This is a genomic window from Propionivibrio soli, from assembly GCF_025770765.1.
In the GTDB taxonomy this organism is placed as follows: Bacteria; Pseudomonadota; Gammaproteobacteria; order Burkholderiales; family Rhodocyclaceae; genus Propionivibrio; species Propionivibrio soli.
In genome coordinates this window covers 61,407-75,089 of record NZ_JANZKY010000016.1, presented here as the reverse complement: position 1 = coordinate 75,089, position 13,683 = coordinate 61,407, and the positions used below count along the sequence as shown (strand labels likewise).

Genomic DNA, 13,683 nt, shown 5'->3' with positions numbered 1-13,683 from the left:
AGACCGCCCGTGACTCTTACGCGTTCCGTGTCGGCAAGACCGCGCGCAGGATCTCGGCCGCATTGCGTATCATCGCTTCGGTCGAATCCCAGTCGATGCAAGCGTCGGTCACCGAACAGCCGTATTTGAGCTGGGAGCGGTCTTGCGGAATCGCTTGATTGCCGGCGACGATGTTCGATTCGATCATCATGCCGATCAGCGAGCGGTTACCGAAGCGCACCTGGTTGACCACGTCAGCCATCACGAGGGGCTGCAGTTCGGGGTTCTTGTAACTGTTGGCGTGCGAACAATCGACGACGATGTTCGGCGTCAGCCCGGCTTTGCGCAGCGCCTGCTCGGCCATCTGGACGCTTACCGTGTCGTAGTTGGGCCGTCCATCCCCGCCGCGCAGCACGAGATGTCCATAGCGGTTGCCGCGCGTGCGCACGATGGCGCTGTGTCCCTGGCCGTTGATGCCGAGGAAACTGTGCGGTTGCGATGCCGAAAGAATCGCGTTGATGGCGATCGCGACGTCACCGTTGGTGCCGTTCTTGAAGCCGACCGGCGTCGAGAGTCCCGACGAAATCTCCCGGTGCGTTTGCGATTCGGTCGTGCGTGCACCGATCGCGGTCCACGCGATCAGGTCACCCAGGTACTGCGGCGAGATGGGGTCCAGGGCCTCGGTGCCTGCGGCTAGTCCGAGTTCGGCCACGTCGCGCAGGAAGCGCCGCGCCTGTTGCATGCCCTTGTCGATGCGGAACGAATCGTCCATGTCCGGATCGTTGATAAACCCCTTCCATCCCGTTGTCGTGCGCGGCTTTTCGAAGTAGACGCGCATGACGAGGAAGAGCGTATCGCTGACCTGTTCCGCGAGCTTCTTCAAACGTCGCGCATAATCGAGGCCGGCCACCGGGTCGTGGATCGAGCAGGGGCCCAGAACGACGAAGAGCCGGTTGTCCCGGCGGTCTAGAATGTTGCGCAGGGTCTCGCGTGCCGCCATCACCGTACGGGTGGCCTCGGACGTCAATGGAACGCGTTCGTGGATTTCCTCCGGCGATGGCATCACTTCGAAATCGATGACGTTGACGTTTTCGATATCGGGTGTGGCCAGGTTCGTCTTGTCCGGATGGTTCATGCGTCAACCTCGAAAAGTGCGGGGCCGACTGTCGTCGGCAGTGGAAGGAAAACGATTTTACATCGCTCGCCGTGGTTGAGTGCGGCGGGCGATGTGGGAACAAAGGACATGCTGCGGAAAGCGACGGCAAGGGCCGCTTGAGCGCGGGTCATCCCTTTAGCTGGCGCATCAGATCCTTGATGGCCGCCACCCGGTCGGCCAACGTAGCGGTGGGCCGTTTGAGCGAGAGCTTATCTTGCCCAGCCAGCCGGTAGTTCCGGTTTTTCTGAATTAGGTTGATGATGCGGATCGGCTCGATCGGCGGATTCGGTTCGAACTGTAGGTGAATATTCTCAAGGCCGGCGTCGATCTTGACGATGCCGAGCGGCTTGCAGAGCAGGCGCAGACGGTGGCTCTCGAGCAGCGATTGCGCCTGCGGCGGCAGGTCGCCGAAACGGTCGACGAATTCCTCTTGCATCGCGGCGATGTCGTCCATCGTCTCGCTATTGGCGAGACGCTTGTAGAGCGTCAGCCGCTCGTGCACATCCGGCACGTAGGCGTCGGGAAGCAGAGCCGGGATGTGCAGATTGATTTCCGTGGCAATGCCGAGCGGCTGCGTGAGGTCCGGTTCCTTGCCCTGCTTCAGGGCGGAGACGGCGCGGTTGAGCATCTCGGTATAGAGGTTGAAGCCGACTTCCTGCATCTCGCCCGACTGGTTTTCTCCGAGCACTTCCCCGGCGCCACGAATCTCGAGATCGTGCATGGCGAGGTAGAAGCCGGCCCCGAGTTCATCCATCATTTGGATGGCATCGAGACGTTGGCGAGCCTGCTTGCTCAGGCCGGCGGTGGCTTCGGTACCGCCCGGCGTCAGGAGATAGGCGTAGGCCTGGTGGTGCGAACGCCCGACGCGCCCGCGCAGCTGATGCAACTGCGCAAGACCGAACTTGTCGGCGCGGTTGATGACGATGGTGTTGGCGTGCGGATTGTCGATGCCGGTTTCGATGATCGTCGTACATAACAGCAAGTTGGCGCGCTGCTGCGTGAAGTCACGCATCACGCGCTCGAGCTCCCGTTCGCTCATCTGGCCGTGACCGACGACGATGCGCGCCTCCGGTAGCAACTTGGTGAGCTTGTCACGCATGTTCTCGATGGTCTCGACTTCGTTATGCAGGAAGTAGACCTGGCCGCCGCGCTTGAATTCGCGCAGCAGCGCCTCGCGGATAATGCCGTCCGAGTACCCGGAAACGAAGGTCTTGATCGCCAGCCGCTTCTGCGGAGCCGTAGCGATCACTGAAAAGTCGCGCAGGCCTTCGAGCGACATGCCGAGCGTGCGCGGGATCGGCGTTGCCGTCAGGGTAAGCACGTCCACCTCGGCGCGTAGCGCCTTCAGCGTCTCCTTCTGACGTACGCCGAAACGGTGTTCCTCATCGATGATGACGAGCCCAAGGCGGGGGAATTCGACATCCTTCTGCAGCAGCTTGTGCGTGCCGATCGCGATGTCGACCTTGCCCTCGGCGAGTTCCTTCAGTGCCTGCGTCGTCTCCTTGCCCGTCTTGAAACGCGACAACTCGACGATCCTCACCGGCCACACATGCGCGATCTGCGCAAAGCGATCGCTGAAGGTCTGAAAGTGTTGTTCGCAAAGCAGCGTCGTCGGGCACAGCACTGCCACCTGCTTGCCGCCGGCCACGGCACAGAACGCCGCACGCAAGGCAACCTCGGTCTTGCCGAAGCCGACGTCGCCGCACACAAGGCGGTCCATCGGCTTGCCGGACTTCATGTCGTTGATTACGGCTTCGATCGCTGCCGCCTGGTCGGGCGTTTCCTCAAAGCCGAAGCCGTCGGCGAATGCTTCGTAATCGTGCGTTTTGAACTGGAAAGAATGCCCCTCACGCGCGGCGCGCATGGCGTACAGGGAGAGCAATTCGGCCGCGGTGTCGCGCGCCTGCAGCGCGGCTTTGCGCTTGGCCTTCTCCCATTGCTGGCTCCCCAGCGCATGGAGCGGCGCGGCCTCAGGGTCGGCGCCCGAATAGCGCGAGATGACGTGAAGCTGCGATACCGGGACGTAAAGCTTGGCCTCGTTTGCATAATGGAGTTCGAGAAACTCCATATCGCCTTCGCCAAGATCGAGGTGGACGAGCCCCTGGTAGCGGGCGATGCCATGCTGTTCGTGGACGACCGGGTCGCCGATCTTGAGTTCGGTAAGGTCGCGCAGCCAATTGTCGAGCGATGCTCTGCGTTGTGCCGCCTGGCGGCTGCGCCGGGTCGGGCTACCGGCATACAGCTCGGCCTCGGTGACGAACGCCAAGTTGCCGAACACGAAACCGCGATGCAACGGACCGACACCCAGGGCGATTTTCGCGTCGCTGGCGATGAATCCGCCGATGTCGGCGCTGGGCGCGGCTTTGACGCCATACTCGGAAAACAGCTCGGCCAGTGTTTCGCGGCGACCCGCCGATTCGGCAAGAAGAAGTATTCGCCCATCAAAGGTATCGATGAAGCTCTTCAAGCGTGCCAACGGATCTTCGGCGCGGCGGTCGACGGCGATCGCCGGTATCGGCACCGTGGCTCCTCCGACCCCTTCGCCGATGGCTAGCCGCGTATAGGGCTTGGCGGCAACGAAGAACGGTTCTTCCGCGAGAAAGAGTTCGGCCGGGGAGAGCAAGGGCCGGCTGCGCTCCCCGGAGAGCATGTCGTAGCGTGATCGGGCGTCGTTCCAGAAGGCGCGAATCGCCTCCGGTACGTCGTTATGGAGACAGAGCACGGTCTCCGGCGGCAAGTAATCGAACAGCGTCGCCGTTTCTTCGAAGAAGAGCGGCAACCAGTATTCGATACCCGCCGATGGGATGCCGGCGGAGATGTCCTTGTAGATCCCGGACTTTGCCGGGTCGCCCTCGAAGCGCTCGCGGAAGCGTTGCCGGAAGCGCGCCCGTCCTTTGTCGTCGAGCGGAAACTCCCGTGCTGGCAACAGCCGGATTTCCGGCACGGGATAGAGCGTGCGCTGCGTGTCGACGTCGAACGTTTTGATACTCTCGATTTCGTCGCCGAAAAGATCGAGGCGGAAGGGCAGCGCCGAGCCCATCGGGAACAAATCCACGAGTCCGCCGCGGATCGAGTACTCGCCCGGCGAAACGACCTGCGTGACATGCGTATACCCGGCGAGCGTCAATTGCGCTCGAAAGCGCTCGGCGTCCAGTGTCTCGCCGTTCTTGAGGAAAAAGGTGTAGGCCGCGAGGTAGGCCGGCGGCGCCATCCGGTACATGGCCGTCGACGCCGGCACGAGCAGTACGTCGCACTCGCCGCGCGTGACGGCGTAGAGGGTTGCGAGCCGCTCGGAGATGAGGTCGTGGTGGGGCGAGAAGCTATCGTACGGCAGGGTTTCCCAGTCGGGGAGCTGACGGACGCGCAGACCCGGTGCGAACCAGGGAATCTCGTCGAGCAGCCGTTGCGCATCGCCGGCGGTGGCGGTGAGTACGGCCAGCATGTGTCCACCGAGAGAGTCCGCCATTTGCGCGATGTACAGCGCGTCGGCGGACCCCGCGAATGGAGGGAGTTGGGTGCGCTCGCCGTTTCTGAACTTCGGTATCGGCAGCCGCAGTCCATGCTGGAGGGCGGCTAATGCATCGAGGACGGCGGGCTCTGAAACGGGCGTATTTTGAGGCACGAGCAGTGTTTCGGAGTGGTTCGGGGAAACAGTCGATTATAGCGGAATGCCGGGCCGTCTCGGTCATACGCGGGTTGCGGAGATTGCCCGGCGAGTACCTTGGATTACGGAATGCCTGAAGCGGCCGCAGCGAAGCGTTTCAGGAACCAACGCGCGGCTTCGTGAGCGAAGATGTCGAAGCCTTCTGATGTAGCGTAGTCCAAACCGATTTCCGGGATTGTGCGGAACTCGGTCAGACCCGGGATCTCGTGCAGTGCGCGCCGGCTCGCTGCCACCTGGTGCAAGTCGTTCTCCTCCGCCACCATGAGCAGCGGCGATTCGAGGGAACGCAGATACAGCACACCGGCAAGGTCGATCAACCCGCCTCGGCATACCACGCCGGCGATGTCATGATCGCGCAATGCGGCCACCCGCACGGCGACCGGGGACGTAGCATTGGCGGCGCAGAGGCCAAGCGGTTGCGGCTGGATTTCGCCGAGGATCATGCGGGTCTTGATGAGTCCGAGGAAGTCGAGCAGCCGTTTGGCGAGCAGTGGGACGTTGTTGTGCGTGTCGGGAAAATGTTCTTCCTGATGGGCAAGCAGATCGACGTTCAGCGTGGACAGTCCGGCATCGCGCAGAATGTGCGCCAGCCTCTCGTCGCGCTTGTCGAGAGCCAATGCCGCATGGACGAGCACCACAAGGCCTGGGGCACCCGGTATCAGGGTCAGCCGTCCATGCAGCAAGCCGTGCTCGGACGAGACCGAAAGCGGGATGCCGAACGTGTCCGACGCGAAGTCGATCATCGGCGCGCCAGCCGCACCGGGATCCGGCGAGCGCCGAACGGCTTGCCGAAACGCCCGAAGTGGCCGGCAATCACGGTCCGGCAATGCGGACAGCGGCCATCATTGGGCAGGTCGTAATGCCGGATGGTATGCCAATCCCGTTCGATCAGCGCCGCGTGGCAGGCGGGGCAGAAGGTCGTTCCTCCCTCGGAATCATGCACATTGCCGGTATAGACATAGTGCAGACCTGCGTCGAGGGCGATGCGTCGGGCGTGGCTGAGCGTCGAGGCCGGCGTACTCGGCAAATCGTCCATCTTCCAATCGGGGTGGAAGGCGGTGAAATGTAGCGGGACGTCGGGGCCGAGTTCGCGCCGGACCCAGTCGGAGAGTGCCTTGATCTCGGCAGTGGAGTCGTTCTGCCCGGGAATCAGCAGGGTCGTGATTTCCAGCCAGCACGACGTTTCATGGTGGATGTAGACCAGTGTGTCGAGCACCGGGCGAAGGTGGCCGCCACAAAGCTTGACGTAGAAATCGTCGGTGAAGCCCTTCAGGTCGACGTTGGCGGCGTCCATGGCGGCATAGAATACCTTGGCCGGTTCGGGATGAATGTACCCGGCCGTCACGGCCACGGTCTTCACTCCCTGCTTACGGCAGGCGAGCGCGGTATCGATCGCATACTCGGCAAAGACCACAGGGTCGTTGTATGTGAAGGCGACCGATTCCGCTCCGTAAGCCGCCGCCGCCGCGGCAATGCCGTCGGGACTTGCCGCGTCCATCAGGCGGTCCATGTCCTTCGACTTCGAGATGTCCCAGTTCTGACAGAACTTGCAAGCGAGATTGCAGCCCGCCGTTCCGAATGAGAGGACCGATGAGCCGGGATAGAAGTGATTGAGGGGCTTCTTCTCGATCGGGTCGATGCAAAAACCGGACGAGCGGCCGTACGTGGTCAGCACCATATGACCGCCGAGGTTCTGGCGCACGAAGCAGGCGCCGCGCTGTCCCGCATGCAGCTTGCAGTCGCGCGGGCAGAGATCGCATTGGATGCGTTCCGCCTTGCCCGATTCTGCCGGCAAGGTATGCCACCACTGCGCGGGATGGATCGATTCGGGGGTTTTCACTTCTCTTTCCATTTCTGAACGCCGTAACGGGCGAGACGAATGTCGTCGTCCCAGAAATCGGCAGGTAATCCGGCCTTGACTTTGAGGTTGGCGACGAAGTTCCGGGGATCGGGGAGCGATTCCCAAACTTGCGGCAGAAAGGTCGCGCGCCGGCTGCCGTGCGACAGGATCAGCCCATCAACGCCCGGTTGAAGCTGGCCGATCGCGTCGGCTTCGTCGACGAATTCCATCGGTTCCGAAACCCCGAGCAGGGAGACCTCGACCCGGGTCCGCGACAGTTCGTCCGCCTGCAGCGGTGGGAAGCGCGGGTCGCGAAATGCCGCCGCCACAGCGTTCTCGGCGACGTCGGCAGCGAGTGGGCGATGCGCTTCCAGGCTGCCGATGCAGCCGCGCAGTTGACCGTCCTGCGTCAGCGTGACAAAGGTTGCACCGGGGCGCGCGAGGTCCGGGTGCGAGGCCACGTTCTGCTGTACGGCAGCACCGAACCGCTTCTCGATTGCTTTGCGCGCGATCGTCAACAGGGCATAGCCAAGTGGATCAATGGGCATGCTTTTCATCCTCGTCGAAGGCAAAGGCGCCATACCCCACTACACGGGTCTTGTTGCCCGCCGTATCGCCCGAATTGCGTAGATCGAGCAACCTTGCATGCAAGCCATGATGGGCGGCGGCGATCAACAAGCCGTTGACTGGTGTCGCCCCGCAGGCCTCGTGGTGCTCGATGTCCGGCCGCATGGCGACGATTTCCTGTGCGGTACGCGCGTCTACGCTCCGTGCCTCGCTGTAAGGCAGGTAATGCGACAGGTCCGAACTGACGACGATCAGCGTCTCATCGCCGCCCCACAGACGCTCGATGACTTCTGCGACGGCCTCGGGCGAGACGCGTCCGACGGCCAGTGGCACCAGCGCAAAGTCGCCAAGCGCCACTTGCAGGAAGGGAAGCTGGACCTCCAGCGAATGCTCCTGTTCATGAGCCGCCTCGCTCACCACGATTTGCGGCAGATCGGCGATGGCGGCAATCGCCTCGGCGTCTACGGGCACTACGCCGAGCGGCGTTGCGAACGCGCGGCTGGCCGGTACGGCGATGCCGTCGACGGCGACACGGTGCGTCGGACCAAGGAGCACGACCCGTCGCACCATGTCCTCAAGGCGCCGTAGCGGGGCGTAGATCGACGCGGCGATGGGGCCCGAGTAAATGTACCCGGCGTGCGGAACGATAACCGCCTTGGGCATCGCGGAGGCGCTACGGGGTGCCTCGGCAAGCATGTGGGAAACGAGGCTGTCGAGTGCCGACGCGGAATCCGGATAGAAGCTGCCGGCGACGGCGGCGGGGCGAACAGTGTGGCTCATGGCTGTTTCCTCCTTCTGTCCATTATGGGAACGGACCCAGCAAATGCAAGAGCCGCGCCTGGGATCGTTTCCGCTAGAATGGCGCGATGCGCCGTCATATCGCCATTGTTCCCGCCGCAGGTAGCGGCGCTCGTTTCGGAGCCGACATCCCCAAACAGTATCTCGCCGTCGCGGGGCGGCCGTTGATCCATCACGCGCTGGCAACTCTCTGCGCATCTCGCCGCATCGACAGCGTCTGGGTGGTTCTTTCGCGGGGCGACGAGTGGTGGGAGACCTTTGATTGGAACGACCTCGGTCCCAAACTGCATCCCGTCCGCTGCGGCGGCATGACGCGCGCGGAGAGTGTGGTGAACGGCTTGTGCGCGGCACGGGAAGCGCTATCCGATGACGACTGGGTGTTGGTGCACGACGCGGCCCGCCCATGCTTGACACAGGAGATGCTCGATACTCTGTGCGATGAGTTGGCCGACGATCCAATCGGAGGACTTCTTGCCGTTCCGGTTGCCGACACGTTGAAGCGTGGCGACGAAGAGCGGCGCGTCGTTGCCACCGAGCCCAGGGAAGGACTCTGGCAGGCGCAAACGCCGCAGATGTTTCGCTACGGCCTCCTTTGTGATGCTCTGGCCGGGCACCTCGGCGTGACCGATGAGGCGTCCGCGGTCGAGTCGGCCGGGTTTCGACCGAAGCTCGTACGTGCGGATGCCACCAACCTCAAGGTAACCTTCGCTGCAGATCTGCGGCTCGCAGAACTGATCCTTCTCGGGAGAAGCCGATGATTCGTGTTGGGCAGGGTTCGGACATCCACGCCCTGGTGACTGGGCGCAAACTGATCATCGGCGGTGTCGAGATTGCCCACGAGAAAGGCTTGCTCGGCCATTCGGACGCAGACGTCCTGCTGCATGCGATCATCGATGCCTTGCTGGGGGCGGCTGGGCTAGGCGACATCGGCCGTCATTTTCCCGATACCGACGAACGTTATCGCGGTGCCGACAGTCGCGTGCTCTTGCGTACAACGCGTGAGAAGCTCGCACAGGCGGGCTGGCATGTGGTCAATCTTGACGCGACGATCAATGCCCAGCGCCCGAAGATGGCGCCCCATATCCCCGCCATGGTGGAGATCATCGCGGCGGATCTCGGCATTCCGTATGGGTGCGTGAATATCAAAGCCAAAACTGGCGAACGCCTGGGTTTCGTTGGTCGTGAAGAGGGCATTTCCTGCGATGCCGTGGCATTGATCGAAGGCGGGCTTCCCGATCGCTGACCTTCCTGGCGGCTTCGCTGCATACGGTAAGGCACTTCTTCTCTCCTTGTTGCGAGCCGTTATCAGTCGAGCGGCAGGTGAAAATTGGTCTGGCCACTTATCCAATTTCTAATCAAATCAAAGCGGTACACGGCAAGGCGGCCGGCTGGCACAGGGTTTTTCTGCTAGAATCGCGGGCTCAAAAAAAGAACGAAGTGACCGCTGGCAAGACGGGTGGGCGCCGCTTCGCGGAGGGCCCCCGGTATTGCCGTTTTTATGATTGTTGACCGTAGATTGGGGTAGAAATGTCGAATAAATTCGTTTATGTCTTTGGCCCCTCGAAGACTGAAGGCGCGGCCGATATGAAAGACCGGCTGGGCGGCAAGGGCGCAAACCTCGCCGAAATGTGTCGCCTGGGCATTTCGGTGCCGCCAGGCCTCACCATCAGCGCCGAGGTGTGTACGGTATATACCGAACAAGGCGCCGATGCCGTCCGCAAGCTGATCGAATCTGAAGTGCTGCAGGGCGTCGCCTTTGTCGAGAAAGAAATGGGCAAGAAGTTCGGCGACGCGGCCGATCCGCTGCTGGTTTCTGTACGTTCAGGCTCGCGTGCATCGATGCCTGGAATGATGGACACCATCCTCAACCTCGGTCTCAATGACGAGGCGGTCGTCGGTTTGACGAACAAGTCTGGCAACGAGCGTTTTGCGTGGGATTCCTACCGCCGTTTCATCCAGATGTACGGCGACGTGGTCATGGGCTTGAAGCCGGAGTCGAAGGAAGACCACGATCCGTTCGAAGTCATCATCGACGAGATCAAGGAGAAGAAAGGCGTTGAGCTCGACACTCAACTCGAGGTCGCCGATCTCAAGCACATGGTCAGCGAATTCAAGGCGCTGATCCGCAATCGCTTGGGCCGCGAGTTCCCCAACAATCCGTGGGACCAGCTGTGGGGCGCCATCATGGCGGTGTTCCAGAGCTGGGACAACGATCGTGCCAAGCTCTATCGCAAGATGAACGATATCCCCGATTCCTGGGGAACGGCCGTCAACGTTCAGTCGATGGTCTTCGGCAACCTGGGCGACCACAGCGGTACCGGCGTTGCCTTCACACGCGACGCGGCGTCGGGCGAAGATATCTTCAATGGTGAATTCCTGGTCAACGCTCAGGGCGAGGACGTCGTCGCCGGTATCCGCACGCCGCAGCAGATTACGCTCGAAGGATCACGCCGCTGGGCGCAACTGGCGCAGGTCAGCGAAGAGGACCGCCGCAGCAAGTTCCCCTCGCTCGAAGAACTGATGCCCGAGATTTACCAGCAACTCTTGAAGACCGAGACGGCGCTGGAAAATCACTACAAGGACATGCAGGACATCGAGTTCACGATCCAGGAAGGCAAGCTCTGGATGCTGCAGACGCGCTCCGCGAAGCGCACGGGCGCCGCCATGGTGCGTGCCGCGATGGAAATGCTGCAGCAGGGATTGATTGACGAGAAGACCGCGCTGCTGCGTGTTACGCCGGATCGCTTGAACGAGCTTCTGCATCCGGTGTTCGATCGCCAGGCCGTGAAGAGCGCGCGCAGCATCGCGCACGGACTGCCGGCTTCTCCCGGCGCGGCCACGGGCCAGATCGTATTCTTCGCCGATGAAGCCGAAGAATGGGTAGCCAAGGGCAAGACCGTGATTCTCGTCCGCCAGGAAACTTCTCCGGAAGACCTGCGCGGTATGGCGGTCGCCAAAGGCATCCTGACGGCGCGTGGTGGCATGACTTCGCACGCGGCGGTTGTCGCGCGCGGCATGGGTAAGTGCTGCGTCTCCGGTGCGGGTTCGGTACGCGTCGATCCTAAGGCGCGCACGATGACGGTCGGCGGCAAGGTCTACAAGGAAGGCGACTGGGTTTCACTCGACGGGTCGACGGGACAGGTCTACGAAGGCCAGGTTCCGACCAAGGACGCGGATCTCTCGGGCGACTTCGGCAAGCTGATGGAACTCGCCGAGCGTTACAAGCGCCTCGCTGTTCGCGCCAATGCGGATACGCCTGAAGATGCGCGCGTCGCACGCAATTTCGGCGCCGTGGGCATCGGCCTCTGCCGGACCGAACACATGTTCTTCGAGGGCGATCGGATCAAGTCGGTACGCGAAATGATCCTTGCTCAAGACGAAGCAGGGCGCCGCAAGGCGCTCGCCAAGCTGCTGCCGATGCAGCGTGGCGACTTCGAAGGCATCTTCAAGGCGATGGACGGGCTGCCCGTCACCATTCGCCTGCTTGATCCGCCGTTGCATGAATTCCTGCCGCATGATGAGACCAACCAGCGCGAGATGGCCAAGGAAATGGGCCTCTCGTACGAGGAGATCAAGAATCGCGTCGATGATCTGCACGAAGCCAATCCGATGATGGGACACCGTGGCTGCCGCCTCGGTATCACCTATCCGGAAATCACCGAAATGCAGGCTCGCGCAATTATCGAAGCCGCGCTCAACTGCAAGGCCCAGGGTATCAACCCGAAGGTCGAGATCATGATCCCGCTCGTCGGTACGGTGCGCGAATTCAACGCCCAGGCAAAAGTGATCCGGAGTACAGCGGAAGCGGTATTTGCCGAGCGTAAGGCGACGATCGACTTCATGGTCGGCACGATGATCGAAACTCCGCGCGGCGCACTCGTCGCCGACAGCATCGGCAAGCAGGCCGAGTTCTTCTCGTTCGGTACCAACGACCTGACGCAGATGACCCTCGGCTTCTCGCGTGATGACATTGGCAAGTTCCTGCCGGTGTATCTGAAGGACGGCATGTACGAGCAGGACCCGTTCCAGTCGATCGACCAGAAGGGCGTCGGCCAGTTGGTACAGATGGCTGCCCAGAAGGGCCGCTCGGTGCGTGCGAACATCAAGCTCGGTGTCTGCGGCGAACATGGCGGCGACCCGGCGTCGATCGATTTCTTCCATCGCGTCGGTCTCGACTACGTGAGCTGCTCGCCGTTCCGTGTGCCGATCGCGCGTCTGGCGGCGGCGCAAGCAGCGATCAGCAACAAGTAAGCAAATAAGGCGTCCAGTGCCATCTGATAGGCGCTGGACGTTGTGGGGCAGCAGATCCGTCGGCCGTTTCGGTCGGCGGATTTTTTTTTGCGCTTAGGCTATCTCTACGGACGGCGAGGAAAACGCAGGCGTGCGATGAGTCCGCCGCCTTCCCGATTGAGCAATTCCAGCCGGCCGCCATGTAGGCGGGCTATCCGTTCGACGATCGCCAGCCCCAGACCCGTTCCACTCGCGTTCGAGCGCGCGTTTTCAAGTCGGGTGAACGGTCGCTTCAAGCGTTCGACTTCGTCCTCCGGAATCCCGGGACCCCGATCGAGTACGTCGATCAGAATGTCGCCCTGCTCGTGGCGCGTTTCGACCCGGATTTCTCCATCGCCGTATTTCCGCGCGTTTTCCATCAGGTTGGTGACCGCGCGTGTCAGAGCCTGACGGTGCACCGACGCGGGCGGCAGTTTCCCGAGGTTAAGCTGGGGATGCTGACCACTTCGTTCCTGCGCGCTTGCCACCTGCGTAATCAGCGCATTCACGTCAAGCCGTTCCGGCGCCTCCTTGCCTTCGCCGCGCGCGTAGATGAGGAACTGCCGGATGATGGCGTCCATCTGCTCGATGTCTTGCGCGATTCCTTCGCGGGCGTCGTCGTCCGAAATGGCCAGTTCGAGTTCCAGCCGCAATCGCGCGAGCGGGGTGCGCAGATCGTGCGAGATGCCGGCGAGGACTTCGGCACGTTCTGCGTCGATGCGCTGCAGGCTGTCCGACATGCGATTGAAGGCCTCGGCGAGTTCGCATAATTCCGCCGCGCCTTCCTCGGGAACCGGCTTGGGGTGCCGTCCTTGGCCGACTTCGCGTGCCGCGCCGACGAGCCGGCGCAAAGGGCGCGTGATATGCGACACGATCACCCAGGCGACAGCGAGCGTCAGGGCCAGGGAGGCGGCCGCCCAGGCGAGCCATTGCCAGGGGAAAGCGGTCTCCGCCCGTTCGCCGGGGAGCATGAGCCAATAGTCGTCGTCGGCGGTGTTGCCGATCGAAAAGCTCGTCCAGATGCCTGATTGGCCGTTCACCGTGCCAACCACCCGCGTATCGGGACCGAGGAGGTCGCGGATGGTTTCGGCCACGATGCGGAAGAAGAACGTGTCCGGCAGCGAGTCCACATCATCGTCCTGCTCGGCGGGATAAATATGGACCCCCTCGCTCTCCGCCAAATCGCGCAACAGGTTGAGACGCTTTGCGGGCTGCGCATTGACGAGCGCGGCGTGCGTGAGGTTGACCACACTTGCTGCCAGTTCGCCCACCTGGCGTGCGCGCGGTTCTTGTTCCGCGAGGCTGAACAAGGTGAGCCATGTAGCCACCGAAATCAGGAGAAGCAGACTGAGGAGCAAAAATGCCCGCAGCAGCAAAGTCCTCGGGACGAATCTGCGCAGGGAGATCACG

General features: G+C 62.3%; 10 protein-coding genes. 3 read left to right on the top strand and 7 right to left on the bottom strand.

Features of this window, described 5'->3' with window-relative positions; genetic code table 11:
* Positions 1–16 precede the first annotated feature (16 nt).
* The 6 genes from NZ453_RS18195 to amrB all read right to left on the bottom strand — a co-directional run bounded on the left by NZ453_RS18195 (position 17) and on the right by amrB (position 7,986).
* Positions 17–1,114, bottom strand: a complete 1,098-nt coding sequence (locus tag NZ453_RS18195; RefSeq protein WP_263772249.1) for a 3-deoxy-7-phosphoheptulonate synthase — start codon at positions 1,112–1,114, stop codon at positions 17–19.
* A gap of 148 nt (positions 1,115–1,262) precedes the next feature.
* Entirely contained in the window at positions 1,263–4,757 is a 3,495-nt protein-coding gene (mfd, locus tag NZ453_RS18190; RefSeq protein ID WP_420851686.1) for a transcription-repair coupling factor, read from the bottom strand.
* Between the two features lie 104 nt (positions 4,758–4,861).
* Positions 4,862–5,542 carry a dienelactone hydrolase family protein gene (locus NZ453_RS18185; RefSeq protein ID WP_263772247.1) on the bottom strand — a complete coding sequence of 227 codons (681 nt, stop codon included), beginning with the start codon at positions 5,540–5,542 and terminating at the stop codon, positions 4,862–4,864.
* On the bottom strand, positions 5,539–6,639 hold the full coding sequence (amrS, locus tag NZ453_RS18180) for an AmmeMemoRadiSam system radical SAM enzyme (RefSeq protein WP_263772246.1): 1,101 nt from the start codon (positions 6,637–6,639) through the stop codon (positions 5,539–5,541). The genes NZ453_RS18185 and amrS overlap by 4 nt, the downstream gene beginning before the upstream one ends.
* Positions 6,636–7,187, bottom strand: coding sequence for an AmmeMemoRadiSam system protein A (gene amrA, locus NZ453_RS18175; protein ID WP_263772245.1), 552 nt, complete (start codon positions 7,185–7,187; stop codon positions 6,636–6,638). Before amrA ends, amrS begins: the two co-directional genes overlap by 4 nt.
* A complete protein-coding gene (gene amrB, locus NZ453_RS18170) occupies positions 7,177–7,986 on the bottom strand; it encodes an AmmeMemoRadiSam system protein B (RefSeq protein ID WP_263772243.1) in 810 nt (269 codons plus the stop codon). The genes amrA and amrB overlap by 11 nt, the downstream gene beginning before the upstream one ends.
* A gap of 86 nt (positions 7,987–8,072) precedes the next feature.
* Between amrB and ispD the strand changes: the two genes are divergently transcribed.
* The 3 genes from ispD to ppdK all read left to right on the top strand — a co-directional run bounded on the left by ispD (position 8,073) and on the right by ppdK (position 12,255).
* Positions 8,073–8,762: a 2-C-methyl-D-erythritol 4-phosphate cytidylyltransferase gene (gene ispD, locus NZ453_RS18165; RefSeq protein WP_263772242.1), complete on the top strand. Its 690-nt coding sequence runs from the start codon at positions 8,073–8,075 to the stop codon at positions 8,760–8,762.
* On the top strand, positions 8,759–9,247 hold the full coding sequence (ispF, locus tag NZ453_RS18160; RefSeq protein ID WP_263772241.1) for a 2-C-methyl-D-erythritol 2,4-cyclodiphosphate synthase: 489 nt from the start codon (positions 8,759–8,761) through the stop codon (positions 9,245–9,247). The genes ispD and ispF overlap by 4 nt, the downstream gene beginning before the upstream one ends.
* 284 nt (positions 9,248–9,531) lie before the next feature.
* Positions 9,532–12,255, top strand: coding sequence for a pyruvate, phosphate dikinase (ppdK, locus tag NZ453_RS18155; protein WP_263772240.1), 2,724 nt, complete (start codon positions 9,532–9,534; stop codon positions 12,253–12,255).
* Between the two features lie 104 nt (positions 12,256–12,359).
* Here the strand turns inward: ppdK and NZ453_RS18150 are convergent, their stop codons facing one another.
* The gene (locus NZ453_RS18150; RefSeq protein ID WP_263772239.1) at positions 12,360–13,682 is read right to left on the bottom strand and encodes an ATP-binding protein; all 1,323 of its coding nucleotides are present in this window, start codon (positions 13,680–13,682) and stop codon (positions 12,360–12,362) included.
* Position 13,683 lies beyond the last annotated feature (1 nt).

Bases quoted from the DNA above. Each gene is read 5' to 3' on its own strand.
- NZ453_RS18195 (WP_263772249.1), bottom strand. From the start codon at position 1,114: ATGAACCATCCGGACAAGACGAACCTGGCCACACCCGATATCGAAAAC.
- NZ453_RS18185 (WP_263772247.1), bottom strand. From the start codon at position 5,542: ATGATCGACTTCGCGTCGGACACGTTCGGCATCCCGCTTTCGGTCTCG.
- amrA (WP_263772245.1), bottom strand. From the start codon at position 7,187: ATGCCCATTGATCCACTTGGCTATGCCCTGTTGACGATCGCGCGCAAA.
- amrB (WP_263772243.1), bottom strand. From the start codon at position 7,986: ATGAGCCACACTGTTCGCCCCGCCGCCGTCGCCGGCAGCTTCTATCCG.
- ispD (WP_263772242.1), top strand. From the start codon at position 8,073: ATGCGCCGTCATATCGCCATTGTTCCCGCCGCAGGTAGCGGCGCTCGT.
- ispF (WP_263772241.1), top strand. From the start codon at position 8,759: ATGATTCGTGTTGGGCAGGGTTCGGACATCCACGCCCTGGTGACTGGG.
- ppdK (WP_263772240.1), top strand. From the start codon at position 9,532: ATGTCGAATAAATTCGTTTATGTCTTTGGCCCCTCGAAGACTGAAGGC.